The organism is Intrasporangium calvum (genome assembly GCF_028446585.1).
Classification (GTDB): Bacteria; Actinomycetota; Actinomycetes; order Actinomycetales; family Dermatophilaceae; genus Intrasporangium; species Intrasporangium calvum_A.
The window spans coordinates 13,213-37,928 of the sequence record NZ_JAPFQL010000068.1 but is presented as its reverse complement, the minus strand read 5'-3'; the positions used below and the strand labels follow the sequence as shown (position 1 = coordinate 37,928).

Sequence of the window (24,716 nt, the reverse complement as noted above, 5' to 3'; positions counted from 1 at the left end):
GACGGCAAGGCGCTCGAGTGGGGGATCTGCGGTGTGGGGGCGCTGCCTCACGACCGGCGGATCGTCGACACGTTGAGCGCGCAGGACGGGCTGTACACCCTCGTCGTCAAGCACCCCGACGGGCACCGGGAGCCGCGGGTCATCGGCAGCATCGTCGAGATGATGTTCGCCCCCGACGACCCGCAGGCCGTGGTCGACCGGCTCGCCGACCCGCGCACGCGGATCGTGTCGCTGACGATCACCGAGGGCGGCTACCTCGTCAACCAGGTCACCGGGGAGTTCGACGCGGATGACCCGACGATCCAGGCCGACCTCGTCGAGGGGGCCGTGCCGCGCACCGTGTTCGGCTACATCGTGGCCGCGCTCGCCGTGCGGCGGGCCGCCGGGGCCACGCCGTTCACCGTGATGTCGTGCGACAACCTGCCCGGCAACGGCGACGTCGCCCGCCGGATGATGACGGCGTTCGCGCGCCTGAAGGATCCCGGCCTCGCCGACTGGATGGACGAGCACGTCGCCTTCCCCAACGCCATGGTCGACCGGATCACCCCGGTGACCGCCCCGGAGGACGTCGACCGGCTCGCCTCGGAGTTCGGCGTGCAGGACGGGTGGCCGGTCGTCTGCGAGCCGTTCACCCAGTGGGTCCTCGAGGACCACTTCACCGACGGGCGCCCCCCGCTCGAGGAGGCCGGCGTGCAGGTCGTCGACGACGTCGTGCCCTACGAGCTGATGAAGCTGCGGCTGCTCAACGCCAGCCACCAGGCCCTGTGCTACCTCGGCTACCTCTCGGGCCACCGCTACGCCCACGAGGTCTGCCAGGACCCGCTCTTCGTCGACTTCCTCCTCGGCTACATGGAGCGCGAGGGCAGCCCGACCCTGCCCGAGGTGCCCGGCGTCGACCTCGACGCCTACCGCCACCAGCTCATCGAGAGGTTCGCCAACCCCGAGGTGCGCGACACCCTCGCCCGCCTGTGCGCAGAGAGCTCGGACCGCATCCCCAAGTGGCTCGTCCCGGTGATCCGGCGCAACCTCGAGACCGGGGGCGAGGTCGAGCGCTCGGCGCTCGTCGTCGCCTCGTGGGCCCGCTACGCCGAGGGCGTCGACGAGCAGGGCGAGCCGATCGAGGTCGTCGACCGGATCAAGGACCGCGTCATGGCGGCCGCCGCCCGCCAGGGGGAGGACCCGCTCGCGTTCATCCGTGACCGCGACCTCTTCGGTGACCTCGTCGACGACGCGCGGTTCACCGAGGCGTATGCCGCTGGGCTCGACTCGCTCCACGCCCACGGAGCGCGCGCCACCCTGGAGGCCCGCCGTCCGCTCGACGCCCGTCGGTGACCGGCAGCAGTGGGAGGACCCGTCATGAGTGACCGGACGCTCGTCGCCGGAGTCGACAGCTCCACACAGTCGACCAAGGTGGTCGTCTGCGACGCCGAGACCGGTGAGGTGCTTCGCCTCGCCAAGGCTCCGCACCCGGACACGACCGAGGTGCACCCCGACCGGTGGTGGGAGGCCTACCTCTCGGCCTCGGGGGACGGGATCCTCGACGGGGTGTCGGCCATCGCCGTCGGCGGACAGCAGCACGGGATGGTGACCCTGTCCGAGCAGGACTCCGTGGTGCGAGATGCCCTCCTGTGGAACGACGTCCGCAGCGCCGGGGCGGCCGCCGACCTGACGGCCGAGCTCGGCGGCCCCGCAGCCTGGGTCGATGCAGTCGGCTCGGTGCTCGTCGGCAGCTTCACCGTGACGAAGCTACGGTGGCTGGCCCAGCACGAGCCGGAGCACGCAGCCCGCGTCGCCCGCGTCGTCCTGCCGCACGACTGGATGACCGGCCGGATCCTCCAGCACGGAGGCGGCTTCGAGCGCTGGACGACGGACCGGGGGGACGCCTCGGGCACGGGGTACTGGTCGGCGGCGACGGGGGACTACCGACCCGACCTGCTCGAGCTCGCCTTCGGGCGGGTCCTCGACGTGCCCGAGGTGCTCGCTCCCGCCGCGCCGGCTGGCCGGACCTCCGACGGGATGCTCGTCGCCGCCGGCACCGGCGACAACATGGGCGCCGCTCTCGGGCTTGCGTTGTCACCCGGGGACGTCGTCGTGTCCCTCGGCACGAGCGGCACCGTCTTCACCCCGCACGACCACGCGATCCGCGACGAGTCCGGCGCCATCGCCGGGTTCGCCGACGCGACGGGGCGCCACCTTCCCCTGATGTGCACGCTCAACGCGGCGCGCGTGATGACAGCCGCCGCGGCGATGCTCGGCGTCGACCTCGCTGCGCTCGAGCGGCTCGCGCTCTCGGCAGAGTCCGGGGCCGGCGGGCTCAGCCTGCTGCCCTATCTCGACGGCGAGCGCACGCCGGACCTCCCGGGCGCGACCGGGACCCTGAGCGGGCTCACCCGCACCAACGCGACACCGGCCAACCTGGCCCGCGCCGCCGTGGAGGGCATGCTGTGCAACGTCGTCGCGGGCGTCGATGCCCTGCGCGACAAGGGCGTTCGGGTCGACCGGATCCTGCTCATCGGCGGCGCCGCTGCGTCGCAGGCGGTCCGGCAGATCGCCCCCGGCCTCTTCCGCGCACCTGTCGTCGTGCCCCGACCCGCCGAGTACGTCGGCGTCGGAGCGGCCCGGCAGGCGGCGTGGGCCCTCTCGGGGGCTGCCGAGCCGCCCGTCTGGGACCTCGGGATCGACTCGGTGTTTGACGTGCCCGCCCGGGACGCATCCGACGTGCTCGACCGCTACACCGCGCTGCTCGCCCAGGTCCACGGTCGTTGAGGAGATCGGTCGACGGCCACGGTCTCGCAATCTCCCCATTCCGCCGCGGGGTGCCCGTTCGCGCGGGATGATCGACGTGTCGACGACAGGGGCGTCAGCCGACGTTGCACCAGCGAGCGGGAGGTCATCGTGTTCTCGTCCAGCCGTCGTCAGTTCCTGCGCACGGGCGCTCTCGGTGCGGTGTCCCTGGCCGTGCTGGCCGAGACCGCGCCGGCCTCCGCGCTCGCCCAGGCCCCTGGCGCTGCGAAGGGGGCCAAGTCCCTGCTCACGCGCTCCCGCTTCACGAAGGAGCTGGGTGCGACGTTCACCATGAAGAGCCCGGTGGCCACCTGGCGGACGCGCCTCGAGGCCGTCGGCGACCTCGTCCCCGTGCTCGGCACGGCCGAGGAGTCCCGCTTCAGCCTGACCTTCTCGAGCGCTGAGCCCGGCCCGCCCCAGGGAGCCTTCGTCTTCTCCCGTCCGGGCTTCGAGGCCACCTCCCTCTTCGTCATCCCGGACGGCGACCGCCAGCGCTACATCGCCATCGTCAACCGTCTCTGAGGGCAGCCGGACCGCTGGCGTTCATCGGAGGACGTCGCGCTGGCCCTTGCCCTCTTCGAGGTGGGTGGGGCGACGGCAGGCACCGCTACGCGGCTGTCGTCGGCTGACGCTCCATCCTCGTGTGGAACGGTCGGTGGTCCACCGCGTGGAAGCCGAAACGCTCGTAGAGTCGCTGGGCCGGGTTGCCCGGGACGACGTGGAGACTCATTGTCGCCCCGCACGCATCGGCCTCGGCGGTGAGCCGCGCGAGCAGGAACGACCCCACGCCGCGTCCCCGCACCTCAGGGGTGATCGCCACGTCGACGAGGTGATGCGTGGGGCCGGAGCGCTCCACATAGACGCGGCCGGCCGGTGCGGTGGCCACGAGCACGAGGAATCGCTCGAGGGCGGGGAAGGCAGCGCTCCAGCTCGCGTCCTGGAGCGCGAACTGCTGGGCCACGAAGGTGGTCCTCGTTGCGGCATCCCACGGCAGGAGCGCGAGCTCGGCTGCCCGCGTCGATGCGTAGAGGTCGACGAGGAACGCGTGGTCACCCGGCTCGACGACCCGCAGGGTCACGGTGTCCACGCCCGTCACGACTGGCCACCGTCCGCTCAGGGCCGCGACGGGTAGACGCCCTGCAACGCGATGCAGAAGTTGAGGGTCAGGTAGGGCTGGAGGTTGTTGTGGGGGAGATCGCCACCGGATGGAGCGACCGTCTGTGGGGCGAAGGCGGCCCCGCCTGCGGGAGCGGCATACGAGTTGATCCCGCCGATCTCGTTGGCGAAGCGTCCGTTCGCCGGGGTGCGGTCGATCGCCTCGGCGGCCGAGGCGTTGAGGGCATGGGAGTGGGCCGGCATCTCGCTCTGGAGCAGCGTCACGACGTCGCTGCCCCCCGTCTCGCCGATGTCCCTGAGGGAGAGGCCCGGCCCCTGTCCGCGGTGCATCGGCGCGGCACCGTTGAGGTTCGGCAGGGCGAAGGTCGACTTCCCGTCACCGCCGTACATGGTGCCGAGGAGGGAGAAGAGCGCGGTGTTCTGCGAGATGGGCAGGATCTGGCCGTTGCACATCGCCCACCCCTTGGGAGCGAAGTTGAAGCCGAACAGCCGGATCTCGGCGACGAACGGGTCAGTCATGGTTCCTGCTCCTCAGTTCTGCTGGGGGAAGGTGCCGGAGAGGCTGATGATGAAGCTCAGGCACAGGAACGGCTGGAGGTTGGAGTGCGGCTGGCTGCCGCCTGCCAGGCCGATCGACTGCGGGTGCAGGGTCGTCGGCGGGGCGTCCGTGCCGTAGGCCAGAGTCGTGACCTCTGGGAGGCTGGCGGCGGCGTTGCCTGCCGGTGCGGCCGTGGTGCCGTAGTCCGTGGTGCCGAACAGGGTGTGGGAGTGCGCGGGGATCTGATTGGGCGTCACGGCCACTGACTCGGCGCCGCCCGGCTCGCCCATGGTGAAGCCGCTGCCCTGGTGCAGGGGGAGTCGGCCGCGCAGGTCGGGCAGGGCGAAGGTCGACTGGCCGTCGCCGCCGTAGGTCGTGCCGATGAGGGCGAACAGCGCCACGTTCTCGGAGATCGGCAGCAGCTGGCCGTCACAGAAGGCCCATCCGACCGGGGCGAAGTTGCCGCCGAAGAGCCGGATCTCGCCGACGAAGGGTTGCGACATGGTGCTCCTCAGTTCTGGGACGGGAAGATGCCCTGGAGGGCGATGCAGAACGAGATGGTCAGGTAGGGCTGCATGTTCTGGTGCGGCTGGGTGCCGCCGACCGTGCCGATGGCCGACGAGTCCATGGGGACGAGGTTCTGCGCGCTGCCGTAGGCGAAACTGCCCACGCTGGACGCCTTCATGACGCCCGGCCCGGTGACGCCGGTCGTCGCCGACGCGGAGGACGCCTGTTGGGCGTGCGTGTGCGTGGGCAGCTCTGCCGCCGTCAGCGTGTGGGCCTGCTCGCCCCCGCGCTCGCCCTGCGTGTGGCCGGCGCCCACCTGGATGGGCACGCGGCCGCGCAGGTCGGGCAGGGCGAAGTTGACCTGCCCGTCACCGCCGTAGGTCGTCCCCAGCAGTGCGAACAGGGCCTGGTTCTGGTTGATCGGCAACAGCTGGCCGTTGCACAGGGCCCAGCCCTTGGGCGCGAAGATGAAGCTGAGGAGTCGGATCTCTCCGAGGAACGGCTCTGTCATGGTGGGCTCACCTCACTTGTGCGGCTCGGGTTGGCGGGTTGGGTCTCGGCTCAGAACGGCAGCACGCACGAGGCGAAGTTGCTGCCGCTGACGATCTCGGCCTGGGCTCCGCTCGTCCCTGCCGCGCTGAAGGGGTTCTGGGTGCTGACGTAGGCCACCGTCTGCGCTGCGTCGGCTGGGCTCGGGCTCAGGCCGACGAGGCGGAAGTCGTGGGTGCCTTCCACGGTGCCCTGTTTGCGCAGGCCGATCCCGGGTGCGGTGTTGCCGGTGCCGGAGTTGAGGCTGCCGGCGGTGGTGTTGCCGGACAGGTCGAGGCACACGTAGGTGTCGACGGATGACGAGCTGCCCGAGTCGACGCGGATCCCGTAGGCGCCGCTGAGCTCCGTGGGGGCCGCCACCGTGTTGTTCTTGATCCGGGCTCGCGTCGTCCCGGTGTTGAAGGTGGTGGACCGGATGCCCGAGCCGGTGGTGCCGGAGACGGTGTTGTTCTGCACGTCGAGGTCGAGGACCGCGCTGTCGAGCACGGCTGGTCCGCCGACGGTCTGGGCCGCCGTGCCGAAGGCGATGCCGAAGGCGCCGCCGATCTGGGCCTGCGGCTTGACGTGGTTGTTGGTCACCGTGCCGACGAGGTGGTAGTCCCCGTAGACGTTGACGGAGATGCAGTTTCCGCGGTTGAGGCCCAGCGGGGTGGCGGCTGTCCCGTTGTTGACGATGTCGAGGTAGCCGGTTCCGCGCGCGGGCATGGTGACGAGGATGCAGTTGGTGTTCATCGGGTTGGCCGCGCTGTGCCCGCGGATGAGGTTGCCCGACACGACGACCGCGTTGCCGGCACCAGAGGTGCCGAACGTGCCGGCCGGTGCGCTGGCGGACGCCGTGTTGCCGCCCTGGAGCACGATGCCGCCACCGGTCGGGAAGCCGGTGATGTCGTTGCCGGAGATCGAGCCCCGGGTGAGGCTGCTCACCGTGCCGGCGGACCCGAGCTCGTTGACCCGGATCGCGGAGCCCTGCGAATCCGCCTGTGCGGTGGGGCTCGAGATCTGGTTGTTCGTCAGCTGGAGGTCGGTGATCGTGCCGTCGTTGTTGAGGATGTCGATGCCGTGCTGGTAGGCGCCGAGCAGCCGGGAGTTCGACACGGTGACCGCGCCGCTCACGTTGGTGACGGTAGGGCCGCTGTCGTTGAACGCGACGTTGGAGTCGAACGCCGTCCGGCTCGTGGTGCCACTGCCGTTGATGGTGCCGTTGGTGAAGGCGAAGCCGCTGACGCCCGTGCCGTCGACGCCCGGGCCTGCCGTGTTGACGAGCGTGAGGTTGTTGAGGCTGGTCCCCGTGGTGTCGGTGAGCAGGACTCCCGCGCCGCTCGTGTTCTGGATCGTCCCGCCCGACCCGTCGCCGCCGAGGGCGGTCGACCCGGTGCCGGTGACCGTGAGCGAACCCTGAGTGCCGGTGCCGCTCAGCCGGATGCCGTTGACGGCGCCGTCGGCGCTGACGCTGCGGAAGGTGAGGCCACTGGCGCCGATCGTCGTGCCCTCGACGACGAGGGCCGTTCCTGTCGTGGTCGCCAGCGTGTTGGCGGAGCCGGTCACCACGACGGTGCCGCCGCCGGTGGCGCTGAAGGCAGGCGCAGTCCCGGTCGAGGCGCTCACCCCGCCGGTCAGCTGGATCGTGGCTCCCGAGTTGGCGGAGAGGGTGACTCCGCCGGTGACCGGCCCACTGAATGTCGTGGAGCCCCCGGTGCGTCCCGAGACCGTGACGGCGGGGCCGCTGTTGCCGCTGATGGTCGCGGCGACGGAGATCGCACCGGAGCCACCGGTGAGGTTGACCCCGCCCGTCGCGTTGGCCGTCACCTGAACCCCCGTCTCGGTGCCGATGGTGGCCGTGGTGACGCCAGTGCCGGAGATCCCGGGACCGGAGGATCCACTGACGGAGATGCCCTGGACGTCGACGCCGTTGGCCAGGGTGAGGCCGGCACCGCCGGCGTTGGTGATGACCGGGGCGGTTCCGCTTGCCGCCACCAGCGGCGTGCCGTCGACGGTCAGGCCGTGCGGCTGACCCAGCAGTCGCTGGCTCGCCTCGAGGACCAGGCCGCCGCCATAGCTGCCGCTGCCGCTGTAGACGAAGATCGTGTGCCCGGGCCCGTCCGGGTCGACACCGCCGAGGCCGGCGAGCGTGAGCAGGGGTGAGGTGGATCGACCGTCCGGCGAGGGAGCGACTGAGTCGTTGTTGACGTACCAGACGATGTCGGTCCCGATCCCCACCGTGACCGTGCCGGAGCCGGTCAGCTCGCCGTCCGTGACCTGGTAGGTGAACGAGTCCGTCTGGCTCGTGTCGCCGACACCGGGGAGGAAGGTGAAGGAGCCGTCGGCCGCGATGGTCGCCGTGCCGCCGCCGGTCGAGCTGACCGTCCCGGCCACAGCGGTGAGCGTGTGCGGGAAGGTGACGTCTTCGTCGGAGTCGTTGCTCGTGATGACGTTGCCGGTGAGCACCGTGTGGGGGCCCGTGCCGGTCGTCTGCACGACGGCGAGCGTGTTGCCGATGGCGCCCGTGTAGGCGTCGGTCACCGCCACGGGCGGGTCGTTGACGTCGACGACGGAGATGACGACGGCTTCCTCGTGCGTGAGGGAGCCAGCGTCGGTGACCCGGATCCGGACCGAGTAGCTGGACTTCACCTCGAAGTTGAAGGACGCGGCCGTCTTGAGCGCCGTCCCCGTGAGGCTGAACGAGGCGTTGTCCGTGTCGCCCGCGCCGGAGACGAGGCTGAAGCTCAGCAGGTCGCCCGCATCGGGGTCGGTGCCCGAGAGCAGGCCGACCGTGGTGCCGCCCGGTCGGTTCTCCTCGACCGAGCTCACCGACAGGGCGAGGTCGGTGGGCGACTCGTTGACGTTGATGACGGTGACGGTGAAGGCCTTGTCGACGTGGGCGCCGGCCGAGTCGGTCGTCCGCACCCTCACGGAGAGAGTCGAGGTGGTCTCGAAGTCGAGGCCCCCGGCCGTCGTGAGGGTGTCTCCGATGATGGCGAAGCGTGCGTTGTCGGTGTCGCCCGTGCCGCTGACGAGGGAGTAGGTGAACGTGTCGCCGGGGTCACTGTCGATCGTGCCCAGCGTGCCGACCGTCGTGCCGCTCGGCTGGTTCTCCTGGACGCTCGCGGGGCTGAGCGTGATGTCCGTCGGCGCCGAGTTGGCGCTCACGGTGAAGGTGAACGTGTGGTCAGCGGCCATCTCGTCGGGTGGGTCCACCAGGTCGTCGTCCGTCACGGCGCCCGCGGTGACGGCGACGGTGCACTCGGTGTCGGCCGGCAGGGGCCCGGCAGGGTCGAGGGTCCACACGTTGCCGGCGCCCTCGGTCAGCGTGAACGAGACCGGCGAGCCGCTCGGGCAGGCGAGGGAGACACCGCTCTCCGTCACGTCGACTGCCTCGCTGAATGTCACCGTGATGTCGGTGCCGGCCGGCACGTCGCCGGCGCCGTTGGTCGGCGACGTCGCGGTGACCTGCGGGGCGGCGTCCACCGTGGCATACGAGATGGTGACGTCGGACGCGAGAGTGTCCGGTGGGTCGAACGCATCGGCATCATGCACGTGGGCACCGAGGATCGTCAGCGAGCACGCAGCCGTCTGCGGCACTCCCGTCGGGGTCAGCGTGAGCGTGTCGGTGCCCGATCCGCCAACGGTCACGGTGCGCGCGACCGCGTTGCAGGACAAGGCGAACGCCGATGCCGTGGCCGTCACCGGCTCGCTGAAGGTGAGAACGACGTTCGCCGCAGGGTCGACGTCCGAGGCGCCGTCCGTCGGCGACGACGACAGGAACGCAGGGGCCGCGTCGGTCTCGAACGAGAACGTGTGGTCGGCGGCAGGCCGGTCCGGTGGGTCGACCGCGTCGACGTCGGTGACCTTGGTGCGGTCGACCAGGATCGAGCAGGTGGCGCCGTCAGGGAGGGCGGCGCTGGGGGTGAACGTCGTCGTCGTGCCGGGAGAGCCGCTCAGCGTGCCGGCCACGGCGCCTGCGCCGCAGTCGACGACGATGGCGTCCGCGACCACCGCCACCGACTCGCTCCACGTCACTCGCACCTGCGTGTCGGTGGGGACGTCGGCGCTCTGGTTGAGGGGTACCGTGCCGGTGACGGCGGGAGCCACGTCCGCGGTGACGAACGAGACCGTGTGGTCGGCGGTGGGGTGGTCCGGAGGGTCGGCCGTGTCCTCGTCGCTGACCTGGTCGGCGTGGACGACGAGCTCGCATGCGTCGGCCGGTTGCAGGTCGTCCACGGGGTCGATGGTGATCGAGCTGCCGGGGGAGCCGGTCACCGCCACCGGGATGGCGCCCCCGATGTCGCAGGCGAGGGTGAAGGCACCCGGAGCCGCGTCAACCGACTCGCTGAAGGTCACGGTGAGGTCCGTGTCGACCGCGACGTCGCTGGTGCCGTCCGCCGGGACGGTGGTGCTGACGCTCGGCGGGCTGTCGACGGTGAAGCTGAAGGTGTGGTCCGCCACCATGGTGTCGGGTGGGTCGTTGGCGTCCAGGTCGCTGACCAGGCTCGCCGTCGTCGTGACGCTGCAGGTGTGACCGGTGGGCAGACTGCCGCTCGGAGTGAGCACCGCTGTGCCACCAGGCAGTCCGCTCATGGCGAACGAGATCGGGTCGCCGCCGCACTCCAGGGCGAAGGCGCTCTCGATTGCGCTGACGTCCTCACTGAAGGTGATGGACACCGTGGTGTCGCGGCCGGCGAGTGCCCCGTCGGACGGGACGGTTGAGGTGACCGTCGGCGCGTCATCGTTCGGGGTCACCTGCAGCGCCGTCTCGGTCGGCAGGCACGCGGCGGGGTCCGCGACCCAGCGCAGGACGCCGCTGCCGGCGGTGGCGCAGAAGTAGGCCGCGCCGCTCGTCGGCGGGACGGTGAGCTGGGTCGCCGGCGGCCGGCAGTCGCGGAAGGAACTGACCTTGCGGGCGGATCCGGAGGGCTGCACGCACAGCAGGACCGGGCCCGGCTTGAAGGTGACCAGCGTCTCCTTCTTGCCGCAGTCGCCGGGACCGTCGACCACGCGCAGGGTCCCGTTGCTCTTGAGCGCACAGGCGTACACGAGCTCGGCCGGGGGCTCCTCAGCGGCCCCGCTGAGCGGGGACAGGAGCGCTGCGACGAGAACGAGGCCCAGCAGACCTGCGATGCGGGCGGCAAGACGGCGTGGCATGCGGGGGCCTCCTGCGCACGGCCCACGTCGTCGCGGTCCATGGTCCCCGCGGACTCACATCACCATGAACGACCGCCCGTGCAGTGGCTCATTGCTACCACGCGTGACTCAGTTCACGCGCGTGAATCCCGGAAGGTCGCATTCGCCCGAGTGGTCCGGATTGCACTCAGCGCCAAGGACACCCAGCCGGTTCGCGGAGGCCCAGCCCAGCGGCATACGGCGGAGTGGCGGGACTGCTGGGAGGTGCGGGGTCAGGCGTTGACCGGGCTGACGCCGAGGGACTCCATCAGCCCCAGGATGCGTTGCTTGATGTCGTCGCGGATCGGCCGAACCGACTCGAGGCCCTGGCCCGCCGGGTCGTCGAGCTCCCAGTCCTCGTAGCGCTTGCCCGGGAAGATCGGGCACGTGTCACCGCACCCCATCGTGATGACGACGTCGGACTCCTGGACGGCCGCCGTGGTGAGGACCTTGGGCGTCTCGGCGGCGATGTCGATGCCCTCCTCGGCCATGGCGGTGACGGCGGAGGGGTTGACCTGGTCCGCCGGCGCCGAGCCGGCGGAGCGCACCTCGACCTGCCCGCCGGACAGGGCCGTCAGGTAGGCGGCCGCCATCTGGGAGCGGCCGGCGTTGTGGACGCAGACGAAGAGGACAGACGGCTTGTCGGACACGGGTGCTCCTCGGGGACGTGTGTGTGGGGGATCAGCGGGCGGTCTGGTGCGGGAAGCGGCGTCGCAGCCAGAGGCTGACGTAGACGAGGCCGACGAGGACGGGCACCTCGATGAGGGGGCCGACGACGCCGGCGAGGGCCTGCCCCGAGGTGACCCCGAAGGTCGCGATCGCCACGGCGATGGCGAGCTCGAAGTTGTTGCCGGCTGCGGTGAACGCCAGCGTCGTCGTGCGCTCGTAGGTCATCCCGAGGGCTTTGCCGAGGGCATAGCCGCCGCCCCACATGAGCGCGAAGTAGACGAGCAGGGGGAGCGCGATGCGGGCGACGTCGAGGGGGCGGCTGGAGATCTGGTCGCCCTGGAGGGCGAAGAGGATCACGATGGTGAAGAGCAGGCCGTAGAGGGCCCACGGGCCAACCGTGGGCAGGAACCGGCTTTCGTACCAGTCGCGCCCGCGCGCCTTCTCGCCGAAGGTCCGCGACAGGTAGCCGGCGAGGAGCGGGATGCCGAGGAAGATGAGCACGGACGTGGCGATCTGCCACGCAGAGACGTCGAGGGTGGCCTGCTCGAGGCCGAGCCAGGCGGGCAGGACCGACAGGTAGAACCAGCCGAGTCCGCCGAACGCGATGACCTGGAAGATCGAGTTGAGCGCGACGAGGACGGCGGCGGCTTCCCGGTCGCCGCAGGCGAGGTCGTTCCAGATGATGACCATGGCGATGCAGCGCGCGAGGCCGACGATGATCAGACCGGTGCGGTAGGCGGGCAGGTCGGGCAGGAAGATCCACGCGAGCGCGAACATCAGCGCGGGGCCGATGAGCCAGTTGAGGACGAGCGAGCTGATCAGCATCGGTCGGTCCGCGGTGACCGTGTCGAGCCGGTCGTAGCGGACCTTGGCCAGCACTGGATACATCATGACGAGCAGTCCGAGCGCGATCGGCAGGGAGACTCCGTCGACCTCGACCGCGCCGAGGGCTTCGCCGAGGCCTGGCACCATGCGGCCCAGCAGCAGGCCTGTGATCATGGCGGCGCCGATCCAGACGGGGAGGTAGCGGTCCAGCGTCGACAGACGCTCGGTCACGTGGTCGGTCGGCGGACCATCAGGCCGTATGCCGCTGGGCTGGCTCACGTCGGCGTGCTGGCTCATCGTGGGTGACGTCTCATTTCCATGGTGGTGGACAGCTGGCTCCAGCGTTCCATTCTTCATCGATGTATGTCAATATTGATGCTGTTCGATGGATCAGGGTCTGGGCAACAGGACAACGGGAGGTGAACGGCAGGTGGCGCAGTCAGTCGTGCTGGAGGGAGCCCTGCTCGAAGGAGCCATCGGCAAGTGCTGTGGCGCGCCCGTGCGTGCCCCGCTGACGCGCCCCGAGGCGGAGGAGCTGGCGTCCCTGCTCAAGGCGGTCGCCGATCCGGCTCGGCTCCAGCTGCTGAGCATCATCCGCTCCGCAGCCGACTGCTCCGCCTGCGTCTGCGACCTCGTCCCGGCGGTGGGTCTGTCCCAGCCGACGGTGTCACACCACCTCAAGGTCCTGACGAAGGCGGGGGTGCTCACCAGGGAGCAGCGAGGCACGCAGGCATGGTTCCGGCTCGTGCCCGAACGGCTCGACCAGCTCGGTCAGATCTTCGCCTGACCGGTCGACGTCGCTGATCCGATGATCTGGCAGATGGCCGCGTCGCTGCAGTCGGCCGGGTCGAGCTCCTCGCCGCGCGTGATGAGGGCCTCCAGCTCGGTCTCCAGGGCCGCGAGCTCCCGTTGACGATCTCGGACCTCCGCCAGCTTCGCGGCGAGGAGCGACTGCACGTGGGTGCAGGGCGCGTCGCCCGCGTCGCGCAGCGCGAGGACGCTGGAGACCTCCATGAGAGTGAGGCCGGCTGCCTGGCTGCGGCGAATGAACCGGAGGCGAGCCACCGCTGAGTCCTCGTAGTCGCGGTAGCCGTTGGCGCGCCGCTGCGGCGGGGGGAGCAGGCCGCGACGTTCGTAGAAGCGGATGGTCTGGGTCGGCACGCCCGCGACGCCGGCGACATCTCCGATGCGCATGGCTCCCACTCTAGGTGTTGACCTTGCACCGTGGTTCACGGTTTACGGTCGGCAGATGGAGATCACGCTGCTCTACTTCGCGGACTGCCCGAACTGGAAGATCGCGGACGAGCGGCTCTCCGCGGCCGTCTCAGGGCGTGCTGACGTCACGGCCGTGCGGCGCCGCCTCGTCGAGACGGACGAAGAGGCCGAACGGGTCGGGTTCCACGGGTCCCCGAGCATCCACGTGGACGGAGTCGACGTGTTCGCGGCTCCGGGCGCTCCGGTCGGCCTCGCCTGCCGGCGGTATCTGACCGCCGACGGTTATGAGGGCGCCCCTTCCCTCGAGGACCTGCGCGCCGTTCTGGATCGACGCAGGTGACGCGCCGTGCTGACGAGCCCGCCGGCCGCAGGCCTTGCCGAGGCGTCTCCGCCGGCGGACGATGGCGCCATGGATCAGGTTGCGACGTTCTACAGCGGCCAGGGGAATCTCGTCGGGGCCGTCGGCTCCGCGTTGGACGCCGCAGGCATCGACCGGGCTGCGCTGCGTGCGGCTGATCTCGCGCCACTGGACGAGTTCCACATCCGAGGCCGCGCTGCAACGTTGGAGATCATCGAGGCGCTCGACCTCACTGCCGAGTCCCATGTCCTCGATCTGGGGAGCGGTTTGGGCGGGCCCGCACGGACGATCGCCGAGCTGACCGGATGCAGGGTCACTGGTGTCGACCTCACACCGGAGTTCTGCGAGGTGGCGGCAGCCCTGTCGACGTGGACAGGCCTGGCGGACCGAACCACCTTCCAGGTGGGCGACGCGACCGACACCGCACTGCCTGCCGAGTCCGTGGATGCGGCCCTCACCGTGCACGTCGGGATGAACATCCCGGACAAGGCTGCGCTCTACGCCGAAGCCTCCCGGGTCCTCCGGCCCGGCGGCCGGTTCGTGGTGTACGACGTGCTGCAGGGCGAAGGCGGAGACGTGCTGTATCCCGTGCCCTGGGCCATGGACGACTCCACGAGCTTCCTCGCCACGCCGGCAGACATGCGCGCGCTGCTCGTCGGGGCGGGGCTCGACATCGTCGCGGAAGCCGACTCGTCCGACGAGAGCTTCGTGTGGTTCCAGCAGATGCGTGCCCGGATCGAGCGGGACGGACCGCCGCGGATCACCTTCGCGGCCTTCCTCGGAGACTCGTTCGGCCAGATGGCGGCCAACCAGGTGAAGAACCTGGCAGAGCAACGCATCCGCACCGTCATGTTCGTCTGTGCTCGACCCCGCTGACCGCCGCCCGCTGCCCCCGCACCGGATCAGTAGGGTTTGTCGGCCCTCCAGGCCGAAGAAGACCATCACGGCCCCGCTCCCTGACCAGCGCAAGCAGCCGTATGCCGCTGGGCTCACTCCCAGCCGCAGTCGTGGGTGAGCGTCTGGCTGGGACCGGGGACAGCGGCATACGGCTGGGAGGCGTTCGGTCGGACGAGGGCGTCCTCGCACGGGCAGGACACTTACGCTCCCGAGGGCTCAGCCTTGACCAGATCTTGATGCGACGTTGAGCAAGCCTTGACGGCGTCGCTACGTGGCCGCAATGGCATGGGTCCACCATTGAAGGATCACCGCGGGGCGGGTTCTGCCAAGGGAGCGAGCCATGTTCTCCATAGACTTGTCTGCACGTCAGTCTCCGACCACGAAGGTCCGGTGTGGTCCGCCGAGACCTCGGCCGGTGGCTGCGCAGCTGGCCGCCGCCGCCGTGTTCGCCCTGCTGAGCCTGGCCCTCCCTGCTGTTGCGCACGCGCATGGGGACGAGGCGGAGATCCCCGCTCGGGAGCTGGTGCTGCAGGCCATCGCCTACATCGTCAACACGCCCGACGACAGCGACATGATCAGCGAGAAGCTCATGGAGGCGACCGAGTCCGAGGACGCGTCGGGGGTGGACCTCGAGGCCGTCGACCGCGCCATGGCGGAGCTGGACGACGGCGACCTGGTCCAGGGGCGGATCCTGCTCGAGGAGTCGATCGGGGCGCGCCCTGACCTGAGCGGGATGGACGTCCGGCATGTGCTGAACGTCGCGCCCGGCGCGTCGGTCGTCAGCCTCGCCACCGGTGAGCAGGCCGGCACTGCCATCGTCACCGACGAGCTCTCGGGACGGGGGCCCTGGACCGGCACCGACTCGGTGCTCGTCGCAATCGCCGCGGTGACCGCTGGACTCGGCCTCCTGCTGAGCTGGCGGTTCCGGCCGGCGCACTCGATCCACACCCTGCAGCACCAGATGGTCAGTCCCAGTGGACCACCCGGTGGGAGAGCCATGGGGTAGCCATGTCCAGCGTCACCAAGCACAGACCTGTCCAGCACCACACGCGGAGGCGCTTCATCGGCGCGGTGGACGAGCGGTTGGGGCTCGACGCGCTGCGCTACCCGGTGCCGGAGCATGCCAACAACCTGGTCTGGAGCCTCGGCGGACTGACCGCCGTGTCGCTCGCGGTCCTCGCCGGCACGGGTATCGTCCTGGCCCAGTTCTACGCTCCGACGCCCGAGGTGGCGAACGCCAGCGTGCGCACCATCGTCGAGGACGTGCCACTCGGCCAGTTCACCCGGTCGCTCCACTTCTGGAGCGCGCAGGCGATGTACGTGCTGGCCGGCCTGCACCTGATCCGTGTCTTCTTCCACGGCTCCTACAAGCGACCGCGCGAGGCGAACTGGCTGATCGGGGTGAGCATGTTCGGCCTCACCCTGCTGGCACTGTTCACCGGCACCGTGCTCAAGTGGGACCAGGAAGGATATGAGGCGCTGGCCCACAACCTCGAAGTGGGGCAGCTGCTCGGCGGGGTCGGATTCTGGTTCTCGTCGTCCTTCGCTGAGCACACTCCGATCCTCGTCCGGCTCTACACGGCGCACATCATGCTGATCCCCGGGCTGTTCATCGTCCTCTTGACGGTGCACGCGCTGCTCATCAAACGGCACCGGATCTCGAGCCATCCCGGTCTGCCCGCCCCGGCACCCGACACGCCCGCAGGGCTCGCATCGGTCGAGCGTCTCGCCGACGTCCAGGCGCCGGTGGTTCAGGTCACGACTCCTCCCGGAGAGCGATACCTCGAGGTGCAGGAGCCGTTCACCCACCACCTTCGCCGGGTGGGCGCTTTCGGGTTGGTGCTGCTCGCGATGTTGAGCGTGATCGCGGTGCTGTTCCCTCCGCCGGTGGGCCCCACGCCCGTCGCCGGCGTCGAGGTCACCAAGCCGCCCTGGCCCTTCTGGTGGATGTTCACGCTGGAGAACTGGTTCGGTCTGCCGGCGATCCTCGGCGGTGGACTGGTGCTGTTCGGGCTCTTGTTCGCAGTGCCGTTCGTCGACCGCAACCCGAAGCGGTCGTGGCGGACGCGTCCAGTTGCGATGGTCATCGGTCTTGCAGTGATCACGACGATGGTGGTCCTGACCGTCCTCACCGGCCTCACCACCCCAGCTGCCCACCTGTAGCCCGAGGACACCGGGAGTCGTGCCGTGAACCGAGTCAGCCGCAACTTCTGGATCCTCGTCGCCGCTGCGGTCCTGGCAGTGGGGTTGCTGTCCATGGCTGTCCGTCTACCTCCGAGTCCGATCGCAGGGGTCTTGACCGCCGTGTCCGGTCTCGCTGCGGCAGCCTCGATGGCGCTGGCCGGGCGCATCCTCGTCGTCACCGGCGCAGTGCGTGCCTCCGCCCGGGTGCGGCACCGGGGCCGCAGGCGAGCGTCGTGAGGATGATGCTCAGACGCGCTGTCTTCGGAGAAGGTGCTGCGTGCCGATGCGTGCCCGACCGCTGGCGGCCGAGACGCTCCGCACGTCGCGTGGCGCGCTTCACTGGATCTTGACTGATCCTTGACCCGATGGAGGCGGCTCCCTGAGGGTGGCAGATCCACAGTTGTGGCGCGTGGCCCTCTGCTGGCCACTCCCGGCACCGTCCCCACGACTCTGGAGAGAAGCAGTGAACGATATCCCCCGACCCGAAGCTGACACCCGCGACCGCGAGGGTCTGTGGCGCAAAGGACGTGGACGACTCGCCGCACTCGTTCTGGTCGTTGCCGTCGCGGCGGTAGGCCTGTTCACAGTGCTGACTCGTAGCGGTGGCGACGATGCCCCTCAACCAGGTTCGCCTGCGGCCGCAGGGGGCCCTGCCGAGTCATCGCACGCCGACATGGTCACCGGGGCGGTGTGGGTGGCCAATGAGAACGGGGCGAGTCTGAGCGTCATCGACGCAGCGAGCAACCGAGTGGTGACGACGGTCCAAGGGGTCGAGGGACCGCACAACGTGCAGGTCTCTCCGGACGGCCGCAGCGTCTGGGCGGTCAGCGGTCACGACGCCATGGCCGTCATGCTGGATGCCTCGACGCTGGCGGTCCACGGCGCAGTTCCCACCGGTGCAGCGCCGGCCCATGTCATCGTCACCCCAGACGGGAAGATCACGTACACGAGCAACGGTGCCGATGGGACAGTCACGGCCATCGACACCACCACGATGAACAGAGTCGCGACGATCCCTGTGGGTGAAGGGCCTCACGGGCTGCGCCCCAGTCCTGACGGTCGATGGGTGTATGTGGCCAATGTGTCGGGCAGGACCTTGAGCGTGATTGACACAGCGAAGAACGCCAAGGTCGCGGACATCGAGGTCGGGCCATCGCCTGCGCAGGTTGCCTTCTCGCCGGACGGTCGGTTCGTCTACGCCTCGGTCAACGGCAACGACACGGTCGCCAAGGTGGACGTCGAGTCGCGCCAGGTGGTCGGCCGCGTCCCCGTGGGCGATGGTCCGATCCAGACGTACGTGAGCCCAGACAACCGCTACGTCCTCGTAGCCAACCAAGGCACCAAGGACAAGCCGGGGACCACGGTGTCGGTCATCGACTCCGCGACGTTCACCGTCATCCGGACGGTGGAGACCGGCCAAGGGGCGCACGGGGTCGTTGTCGACCCGTCGAGCCGGCACGCCTACGTGACGAACCTCTACGGCAACGACGTCGCGGTCATCGACCTCACCGAGCTGCGGGTGGTGGCTCGAATCCCGGTGGGCGACAAGCCCAATGGCGTCAGTTTTTCCAGCGTTCCGGTGCGGGAGCAGGCTCCTGTCGTGATTCAGGTGCCACCGGGCGAGCACGGCGGCGACGGTGACGAGGAGCACGGGGACGACGGGCACTGAGCACGCGGCGCAGGCCGCGACTCGACCCACGATGCCCCAGGGCATGATGGCCTGGTCCCGGGAGGAATCACGGTCCCCTGACCCTCAGCGGACCGGTCTCAGGTCTGGGCACTGTGCCACAAATGTGCCACAGCGTCCCCATGTGCGTCCTCCGCAGTGGCTTCTCGGTCAGTGAAAACATCGTCTGACCTGCGTAAACGCGTGGTGGGGCAGCAGGGGCTTGAACCCTGGACCGACGGATTATGAGTCCGCTGCTCTAACCGGCTGAGCTACTGCCCCGGACCGCCGACTGACGTCGAGGGTGGTGCGATTCTAACGACCACCGTGGCGAGCGCCGTGGCGGGTCGGCGGCTCCCACTGGGTCTTCACGTGCCTGGCTCTGACGACTCAGTTCATGAATCCATGGAATGACCCTAGGATGCGATGGTGGCCACATCCGACTCTGCACAGCTGCCCGCCCCTCCGCCAGGAGCGGACCCGCGCCCCCTCCAGCTCGGCTTGCGGCAGAACGCTGCGCAGTTCACCCTGCTCGTCGTCGTCAACGCCCTCGTGGGCGGGATGCTGGGCCAGGAGCGCACTGTCCTGCCGTTGCTGGGGGAGCGTGAGTTCGGCCTGACTGCCTACACGGCCGGGCTGACCTTCATCCTCGTGTTCGGTCTGGCCAAGGCCGCGACGAACTATGTCGCCGGCACGTTCTCCGACCGCTACGGCCGCAAGCCGGTCCTGCTCGCCGGCTGGATCGTCGCCGTCCCCGTGCCGCTGCTGCTCATCTGGGCACCGTCGTGGGGGTGGGTCATCCTGGCCAACGTCCTCCTCGGAGTCAGCCAGGGCCTCACCTGGTCGACGACGGTCATCATGAAGATCGATCTCGTGGGTCCCACCCGACGGGGCCTGGCCATGGGGCTCAACGAGGCGGCCGGCTACGGGGCCGTGGCCCTCACCGCGCTCGCGACCGGCTACCTGGCCGAGTCCTACGGCTTGCGGCCCGCTCCCTTCCTGCTCGGCGTCGCCTTCGCCGCCCTCGGGCTCGGCCTGTCCGGGGTGGCCGTCAAGGAGACCCGTGAGCACGCTCGCCTGGAGGCTGCCAGCCACGTCGCCCGTGCGGACGGCCGCCACGACCACCTCCACGAGCGCCTGAGCGACCGGGAGGTCTTCGTGCAGACGAGTGTGCGCGAGCCGGCGCTGTCCTCGGCGAGCCAGGCGGGTCTGGTCAACAACCTCAACGACGGCCTGGCCTGGGGCCTCTTCCCGATCCTCTTCGCCGGCGCCGGGCTGTCGGTCAGTCGCATCGGGGTCCTGGCTGCCCTGTATCCGGCTGTGTGGGGCGTCGGCCAGCTCTTCACCGGGGCGCTGTCGGACCGGTGGGGTCGCAAGTGGATGATCGCTGCCGGTATGTGGCTCCAGGCCATCGCACTGGTGGTCATCGCCGTTGCAGACGACTTCGCGGCCTGGGCGGTCGCGGCGGCCCTCCTCGGAGCGGGCACCGCGATGGTCTATCCGACCCTCCTCGCCGCCATCGGCGACGTGGCCCACCCAGCGTGGCGGGCCAGGTCGGTCGGCGTCTACCGGCTCTGGCGCGACGGAGGCTTCGCGGTCGGAGCGCTGCTCGCTGGTGTCGTCGCCGACGCCCTGGGCGTCCGGGCTGCGGTGTGGACGGTGGCCGCACTGACGGCGGCATCAGGGGTCATCGTTGCCGTCCGCATGTATGAGACCCACCATCAGGGTCCGGGATCGGTCGGAGAGGGGCCGGAGGTGTGACCGAAGCGACCCCCAAGGATGACCTCTTTGCCCAGTTCGCTGCGGTCGGGAAGGCGCTCGGCCACCCGAAACGTCTCGAGCTGCTCGACCTGCTCGCTCAGGGCCCGCGCAGCGTCGACGACCTGGCCCGCGCCACCGGCCTGCAGATGAGCACCTGCTCGGCCCATCTCCAGAACCTGCGCGAGGCCGGTCTCCTCACGTCGCGCCGCGAGCACAAACGTGTCTTCTACTCGCTGTCGGGCGTCGACGTCGTCGCCCTGTGGGACCAGGTGCGTCGGGTCGCGGAGGAGCATCGCCCGCACACCGAACTGGCGCGACGGGCCTATCTCGGCCCGGACGACACGGTCGCCGTCGACACTGACGAGCTTCTCGCCCGGCTCGAGAGCGGCGACGTCGTCCTGCTCGATGTCCGGCCCGAGACCGAGTACGCCGCGGGCCATGTCGACGGCGCGATCCACATCCCCCTCGACGAGCTGGGGGAGCGAATCCCCGAGCTGCCCACAGACAGAGAGGTCGTCGCCTACTGCCGAGGGAGGTACTGCGTCCTGGCCCACGACGCCGTCCGACTGCTCTCGGCGCGCGGCCTGACCGCGAAGCGGGCCGCCGACGGCATCCTCGAGTGGCGCATCACCGATGGGCCCGGCCTGACCAGCTGACAGCCCACGCGGGGCACCCGATGAGGCCCGAACGGCGTCCGTTCTAGGCTCGCACCACGATGTTCAGCCAAAGGAGAGTCATGAGCGAGGGGATTCGCGTCGCCGCGGTCGACGATGTCGAGCCGGGCGAGGCACTGGTCCTGCCCGAGGACCTGACCGGAACCGAGCAGGCGATTTCCCTGTTCCGGGACGACGACGGCAGCTACTACGCGCTCGACGACACGTGCTCGCACGAGGACGCGTCCCTGGCCGAGGGCTGGATCGAGGCGGGCGAGGTCGAGTGCCCGCTCCACGCGACGCGCTTCTGCCTGGGCACCGGCGAGCCGATGTGCCTGCCGGCCACCAAGCCCGTCGCGACCCACCAGGTCGAGGTGCGTGACGGGCAGGTCTATCTCTTCCCAGGGACCCCGCGGGCCAGCTGAGAGGCGCCCCGCGGACGTCGACGCCACAGAACTCGACACCCTCCGTTTGCTGGTGCCGGTGGGACTGGTGGTGCACAATGGTCAGGTACTTTCGGTAGTGAGCACAGCGGCATACAACTTCATTCTGTCCGGCAGCACGAGCTGACTGCCACGCGCGAGGTCGTTGGGGAAGACGTCCCTTGCACGTGAGGAGGTCAGGATGTCTGTCGCGATGCCGTCCACCCCGCGCCACACGACGCGCGGCGTGGTGTTCATCCACGGTGCCCCGACGGCGCTGTGCCCCCACATCACGTGGGCGATCGAGGCTGTCCTCGACCAGCGGGTCTCCCTCGACTGGATTCCGCAGCCGATTCTTCCGCGCACGGTTCGCACCGAGCTCTCATGGACAGCCGCGGTGGGCACGGGAGCCGAGTTGGCCAGTGCCCTCCGCGGCTGGGACGGACTGCGCTACGAGGTGACCGAGGACCCCACCTCCGTCTCCGACGGGGCGCGGTGGTCCTACACGCCGAGCCTCGGCATCCACCACGCCATGACGAGCGTCACCGGTGACGTCGTCGTGCAGGAGGACCGGTTGCGCGAGGCCATCAGGCGCAGCCGTGGCGAGGCCGCCGCTCTCCAGGATGAGATGGACCTGCTCCTCGGAGTCCCGTGGGACGACGAGCTCGAGCCGTTCCGCTACGCCGGCGATGGCGCCCCGGTGAGGTGGCTGCACAAGGTCGGCTGAGTGATCGTCCGACAGCGCCCGTCTCCAGCGCTGGTCGGCAAGCAGGGCCCGGACGGTTCGTGCGTCCGGGCCCTCACCATGCCTGTGGAAAACCAATGTCACCCACGAGCAGTGCCGTGGCAGTCTTGAGGAACGCGGTCGCCGACTGGTCGCCCGCCCACCATCCCGCCGTGAAAGGCACGTCATGACAAGGGTCTTCACCTCGCCCGCGAAGCGTCCCGAGCGCCACGCCATCGAGGTCTGCCCCAACCTCCTGCCGCCGACCCGACCCCAGGTCCCCTACGGCCCCGACCAGCGCGCCGCCTGCGAACCCCCTCGCCCCTGAGCCACCACCAGGGCACCCGCAGCCGCCGCCGATCCCGGACGGCGGCTCTTTTCATCCAGCCCTCGTGGTTGGGGGCACGACCAGCAGACCCGACGCAAGCGCCAGGAGAGGAAGAAGGAGGTGTCGACGATGACACAGGTCGAGGTGTGGAACGCGGACGAGACGCTTCTGCACCGGGTGTCCGTCCGGCACGCGGTCAAGATGATCTGGAGGGGCGTCGCCACCCCCGTCGAGGTTCACGAGTCCGAGAGGCTCGGCCCCTACCAGGTCCCCATCGTCGTGCGCCTCGTGCGCTACGTCGAGCAGAAGTGGCTCTACTCCCGCACCCGCGCGACCTACTCTCGCGACGGAGTCCTCCTGCGCGACAAGGGCCAGTGCGCCTACTGCGGCCGGTTCACCGCAACCACGATGGACCACGTCACCCCGCGCTCACGTGGCGGGGCGACGTCGTGGCTCAACGCCGTCGCAGCCTGCGAGGACTGCAACGCGCGAAAGGGCAGCCGCACCCCTGACGAGGCCGGAATGCCTCTTCGGTGGGATCCCTACGTCCCCACGCGGGCCCAGCTGCGGTTCGCCCGCACCGCCACCGCCACCGCCACCCGACTCAGGAAGGAGATCCTCGGATGAGCCGGCACCGCATCAACCTCACGACCCGGCCGCTGCGCGCTGAGGCCGCGCGAGCCCGCAGTCGCGACCCGCTCGACGGACGCGCCTTCACGGCGGCCACCGAGCACCCGCTCGTGCTCGGTGAGATCACACCCCCGTGCACCGCCGAGGACCCCGAGCTGTTCTGGCCCGCAACGGAGTCCGAGGTCGCGCTCGCCAAGGCTGTCTGCCGTGGCTGCCCGGTGCGGCGCTCCTGCCTCGCCGTGGCCCAGGAGCGGCGCGAGTGGGGAGTCTGGGGCGGCGAGCTGCTCGGCCGAGGCCGGCCGACGAAAGACCTACCGGGAAACGTCAGGCCACCGCAGCACCGCGTCACCGAGAGCGCCTGACGGCGCAACCACGACGTCGTATGCCGCTGGGCCGGCCCTCCGTCCAGGGCCGGCCCAGCGCATGGCGGCGTCACCATCGCCACCAACCACAGACCAACCTCGCGCACTCGCGCCGAGTTTCACCATCGCTGAAAGGAACTCCTCCGATGCAGTCCTTCCCGGTCGCCCTTCCCGGCGCAGCCGCATCGACCCTGATGTGGGCCGACCCCGCCGACGTCGAGCCTGCCGCCCAGGACCAGCTGCGCAACATCAGCGCCCTCCCTTGGGTGCACGGCGTGCGTGTCATGCCCGACGTCCACCTCGGCATGGGCGCCACCGTCGGCTCCGTCATCGCCATGCGTGACGCGGTGTCCCCGGCAGCAGTGGGGGTCGACATCGGCTGCGGCATGACGGCGGTGCGCACCAGCCTGACGGCCTCCGACCTCCCCGACGACCTCGGTCCACTGCGGGCGGCAGTCGAAGCGGTCATGCCCGTGGGGTGGGCAGCCCACAACGGCTCCGCACCGATCCTCGGGCGCGACCGGGGACTCGCGGCCCGCGCCGACTCGCTCTTCGGACGGTTCGGTGACCTCACGGCTCCCAAGATCGCCGAGCGGCGGGGCCGGGCCATGGCCCAGTGCGGCTCGCTGGGCAGTGGCAACCACTTCTGGGAGCTGTGCGAGGGCGACGACGGTCGCATCTGGCTCATGCTCCACTCCGGCTCTCGCAACATCGGCAAGGAGCTCGCTGACCGGCACATCACCACGGCCAAGACCCTCGAGCACAACCTCGGCCTGCCCGACCGCGATCTCGCTGTCTTCCTCGCCGGCACGGAGGAGATGGCCGCCTACCTGCACGATCTCTACTGGGCCCAGGAGTACGCCCTGCTCAACCGGGAGGTCATGATGGCCAGCACGCGGGAGGTCGTGGCCCAGCGCTTCCCGCAGGTGACCTTCGACGAGCCCGTCCGGTGCCACCACAACTACGTCTCGGAGGAGACCTACGACGGAGTGGACGTCATCGTCACCCGGAAGGGAGCGATCCGGGCCGGTGCGGGCGACCTCGGCCTGATCCCCGGGTCGATGGGCACCGGCTCCTACGTCGTGCGGGGGCTCGGCAACGAGCAGTCGTTCAACTCGGCCAGCCATGGAGCTGGGCGGCGGATGTCCCGGAACGCCGCCAAGCGGACCTTCACCGTCGAGGACCTCCGGGCCCAGACGGAGGGCGTCGAGTGCCGCAAGGACGCCGGGGTGCTCGACGAGATCCCGGGCGCCTACAAGGACCTCGAGTCGGTGATCGCGGCCCAGACCATGGGGCCGAGCCCGCTCGTCGAGGTGGTGGCCCGGCTGACCACCCTGCTCTGCGTCAAGGGCTGAGCACCGGCGTCGCCCC

The 24,716-nt window shown here is 70.0% G+C and carries 26 protein-coding genes and 1 tRNA gene; 18 read left to right on the top strand and 9 right to left on the bottom strand.

The window, feature by feature from the left end; genetic code table 11:
• From OO014_RS14565 to OO014_RS14555, 3 genes are all read left to right on the top strand, one after another.
• Positions 1 to 1,332, top strand: a 1,332-nt coding sequence (locus tag OO014_RS14565; protein ID WP_272463051.1) for a mannitol dehydrogenase family protein, incomplete at its 5' end; no start/stop codon positions are given.
• 24 nt (positions 1,333 to 1,356) lie between these two features.
• Positions 1,357 to 2,766 carry a xylulokinase gene (locus OO014_RS14560; protein WP_272463050.1) on the top strand — a complete coding sequence of 470 codons (1,410 nt, stop codon included), beginning with the start codon at positions 1,357 to 1,359 and terminating at the stop codon, positions 2,764 to 2,766.
• Between the two features lie 129 nt (positions 2,767 to 2,895).
• The gene (locus OO014_RS14555; protein WP_272463049.1) at positions 2,896 to 3,306 is read left to right on the top strand and encodes a DUF6916 family protein; all 411 of its coding nucleotides are present in this window, start codon (positions 2,896 to 2,898) and stop codon (positions 3,304 to 3,306) included.
• A gap of 85 nt (positions 3,307 to 3,391) precedes the next feature.
• On the opposite strand, the gene OO014_RS14550 is transcribed toward OO014_RS14555, so the two are convergent.
• The 7 genes from OO014_RS14550 to arsB all read right to left on the bottom strand — a co-directional run bounded on the left by OO014_RS14550 (position 3,392) and on the right by arsB (position 12,442).
• Positions 3,392 to 3,880 (bottom strand): GNAT family N-acetyltransferase, encoded by a 489-nt coding sequence (locus OO014_RS14550; protein ID WP_272463048.1) that lies wholly within the window; start codon positions 3,878 to 3,880, stop codon positions 3,392 to 3,394.
• A gap of 17 nt (positions 3,881 to 3,897) precedes the next feature.
• Entirely contained in the window at positions 3,898 to 4,419 is a 522-nt protein-coding gene (locus tag OO014_RS14545; RefSeq protein ID WP_272463047.1) for a phage tail protein, read from the bottom strand.
• A 12-nt stretch (positions 4,420 to 4,431) separates the two neighbouring features.
• Positions 4,432 to 4,941 (bottom strand): phage tail protein, encoded by a 510-nt coding sequence (locus OO014_RS14540; protein WP_272463046.1) that lies wholly within the window; start codon positions 4,939 to 4,941, stop codon positions 4,432 to 4,434.
• 8 nt (positions 4,942 to 4,949) lie between these two features.
• Positions 4,950 to 5,456 carry a phage tail protein gene (locus OO014_RS14535; RefSeq protein WP_272463045.1) on the bottom strand — a complete coding sequence of 169 codons (507 nt, stop codon included), beginning with the start codon at positions 5,454 to 5,456 and terminating at the stop codon, positions 4,950 to 4,952.
• Positions 5,457 to 5,506: 50 nt separating this feature from the next.
• Positions 5,507 to 10,633, bottom strand: coding sequence for an Ig-like domain-containing protein (locus tag OO014_RS14530; RefSeq protein ID WP_272463044.1), 5,127 nt, complete (start codon positions 10,631 to 10,633; stop codon positions 5,507 to 5,509).
• 251 nt (positions 10,634 to 10,884) lie between these two features.
• Positions 10,885 to 11,301: an arsenate reductase ArsC gene (locus OO014_RS14525; protein ID WP_272463043.1), complete on the bottom strand. Its 417-nt coding sequence runs from the start codon at positions 11,299 to 11,301 to the stop codon at positions 10,885 to 10,887.
• Between the two features lie 31 nt (positions 11,302 to 11,332).
• Positions 11,333 to 12,442: an ACR3 family arsenite efflux transporter gene (arsB, locus tag OO014_RS14520; protein ID WP_272463042.1), complete on the bottom strand. Its 1,110-nt coding sequence runs from the start codon at positions 12,440 to 12,442 to the stop codon at positions 11,333 to 11,335.
• A 133-nt stretch (positions 12,443 to 12,575) separates the two neighbouring features.
• Between arsB and OO014_RS14515 the strand changes: the two genes are divergently transcribed.
• Positions 12,576 to 12,932 (top strand): ArsR/SmtB family transcription factor, encoded by a 357-nt coding sequence (locus OO014_RS14515; protein ID WP_272463041.1) that lies wholly within the window; start codon positions 12,576 to 12,578, stop codon positions 12,930 to 12,932.
• On the opposite strand, the gene OO014_RS14510 is transcribed toward OO014_RS14515, so the two are convergent.
• The gene (locus OO014_RS14510) at positions 12,917 to 13,339 is read right to left on the bottom strand and encodes a heavy metal-responsive transcriptional regulator (RefSeq protein WP_272463040.1); all 423 of its coding nucleotides are present in this window, start codon (positions 13,337 to 13,339) and stop codon (positions 12,917 to 12,919) included. The genes OO014_RS14515 and OO014_RS14510 overlap by 16 nt on opposite strands.
• 55 nt (positions 13,340 to 13,394) lie before the next feature.
• Here OO014_RS14510 and OO014_RS14505 point away from each other — a divergent pair, with 55 nt between their 5' ends.
• The 6 genes from OO014_RS14505 to OO014_RS14480 all read left to right on the top strand — a co-directional run bounded on the left by OO014_RS14505 (position 13,395) and on the right by OO014_RS14480 (position 18,468).
• A complete protein-coding gene (locus OO014_RS14505) occupies positions 13,395 to 13,700 on the top strand; it encodes a thioredoxin family protein (RefSeq protein ID WP_272463039.1) in 306 nt (101 codons plus the stop codon).
• Between the two features lie 69 nt (positions 13,701 to 13,769).
• A complete protein-coding gene (locus OO014_RS14500; RefSeq protein WP_272463038.1) occupies positions 13,770 to 14,594 on the top strand; it encodes a class I SAM-dependent methyltransferase in 825 nt (274 codons plus the stop codon).
• 436 nt (positions 14,595 to 15,030) lie between these two features.
• On the top strand, positions 15,031 to 15,621 hold the full coding sequence (locus OO014_RS14495; protein WP_272463037.1) for a hypothetical protein: 591 nt from the start codon (positions 15,031 to 15,033) through the stop codon (positions 15,619 to 15,621).
• Positions 15,622 to 15,623: 2 nt separating this feature from the next.
• Positions 15,624 to 16,778 (top strand): cytochrome b, encoded by a 1,155-nt coding sequence (locus OO014_RS14490; RefSeq protein ID WP_272463036.1) that lies wholly within the window; start codon positions 15,624 to 15,626, stop codon positions 16,776 to 16,778.
• A 24-nt stretch (positions 16,779 to 16,802) separates the two neighbouring features.
• Positions 16,803 to 17,036 carry a hypothetical protein gene (locus tag OO014_RS14485; RefSeq protein ID WP_272463035.1) on the top strand — a complete coding sequence of 78 codons (234 nt, stop codon included), beginning with the start codon at positions 16,803 to 16,805 and terminating at the stop codon, positions 17,034 to 17,036.
• A gap of 457 nt (positions 17,037 to 17,493) precedes the next feature.
• The gene (locus OO014_RS14480) at positions 17,494 to 18,468 is read left to right on the top strand and encodes a beta-propeller fold lactonase family protein (protein WP_272463034.1); all 975 of its coding nucleotides are present in this window, start codon (positions 17,494 to 17,496) and stop codon (positions 18,466 to 18,468) included.
• 202 nt (positions 18,469 to 18,670) lie between these two features.
• Here OO014_RS14480 and OO014_RS14475 read toward each other — a convergent pair.
• Positions 18,671 to 18,747, bottom strand: a tRNA-Ile gene (locus OO014_RS14475).
• 147 nt (positions 18,748 to 18,894) lie between these two features.
• On the opposite strand from OO014_RS14475, the gene OO014_RS14470 reads away from it, so the two are divergent.
• From OO014_RS14470 to OO014_RS14435, 8 genes are all read left to right on the top strand, one after another.
• Positions 18,895 to 20,226: an MFS transporter gene (locus OO014_RS14470; RefSeq protein ID WP_420485520.1), complete on the top strand. Its 1,332-nt coding sequence runs from the start codon at positions 18,895 to 18,897 to the stop codon at positions 20,224 to 20,226.
• Entirely contained in the window at positions 20,223 to 20,882 is a 660-nt protein-coding gene (locus OO014_RS14465) for an ArsR/SmtB family transcription factor (protein ID WP_272463033.1), read from the top strand. The genes OO014_RS14470 and OO014_RS14465 overlap by 4 nt, the downstream gene beginning before the upstream one ends.
• A gap of 80 nt (positions 20,883 to 20,962) precedes the next feature.
• On the top strand, positions 20,963 to 21,304 hold the full coding sequence (locus tag OO014_RS14460) for a bifunctional 3-phenylpropionate/cinnamic acid dioxygenase ferredoxin subunit (RefSeq protein WP_272463032.1): 342 nt from the start codon (positions 20,963 to 20,965) through the stop codon (positions 21,302 to 21,304).
• Between the two features lie 199 nt (positions 21,305 to 21,503).
• Positions 21,504 to 22,028: a DUF3145 domain-containing protein gene (locus OO014_RS14455; protein ID WP_272463031.1), complete on the top strand. Its 525-nt coding sequence runs from the start codon at positions 21,504 to 21,506 to the stop codon at positions 22,026 to 22,028.
• A gap of 184 nt (positions 22,029 to 22,212) precedes the next feature.
• Positions 22,213 to 22,353 (top strand): hypothetical protein, encoded by a 141-nt coding sequence (locus OO014_RS14450; protein ID WP_272463030.1) that lies wholly within the window; start codon positions 22,213 to 22,215, stop codon positions 22,351 to 22,353.
• A gap of 129 nt (positions 22,354 to 22,482) precedes the next feature.
• Positions 22,483 to 22,980, top strand: coding sequence for an HNH endonuclease (locus OO014_RS14445; RefSeq protein ID WP_272463029.1), 498 nt, complete (start codon positions 22,483 to 22,485; stop codon positions 22,978 to 22,980).
• A complete protein-coding gene (locus tag OO014_RS14440; protein WP_272463028.1) occupies positions 22,977 to 23,345 on the top strand; it encodes a WhiB family transcriptional regulator in 369 nt (122 codons plus the stop codon). The genes OO014_RS14445 and OO014_RS14440 overlap by 4 nt, the downstream gene beginning before the upstream one ends.
• A gap of 146 nt (positions 23,346 to 23,491) precedes the next feature.
• Positions 23,492 to 24,700 carry an RtcB family protein gene (locus OO014_RS14435; RefSeq protein ID WP_272463027.1) on the top strand — a complete coding sequence of 403 codons (1,209 nt, stop codon included), beginning with the start codon at positions 23,492 to 23,494 and terminating at the stop codon, positions 24,698 to 24,700.
• Positions 24,701 to 24,716: the final 16 nt, after the last annotated feature.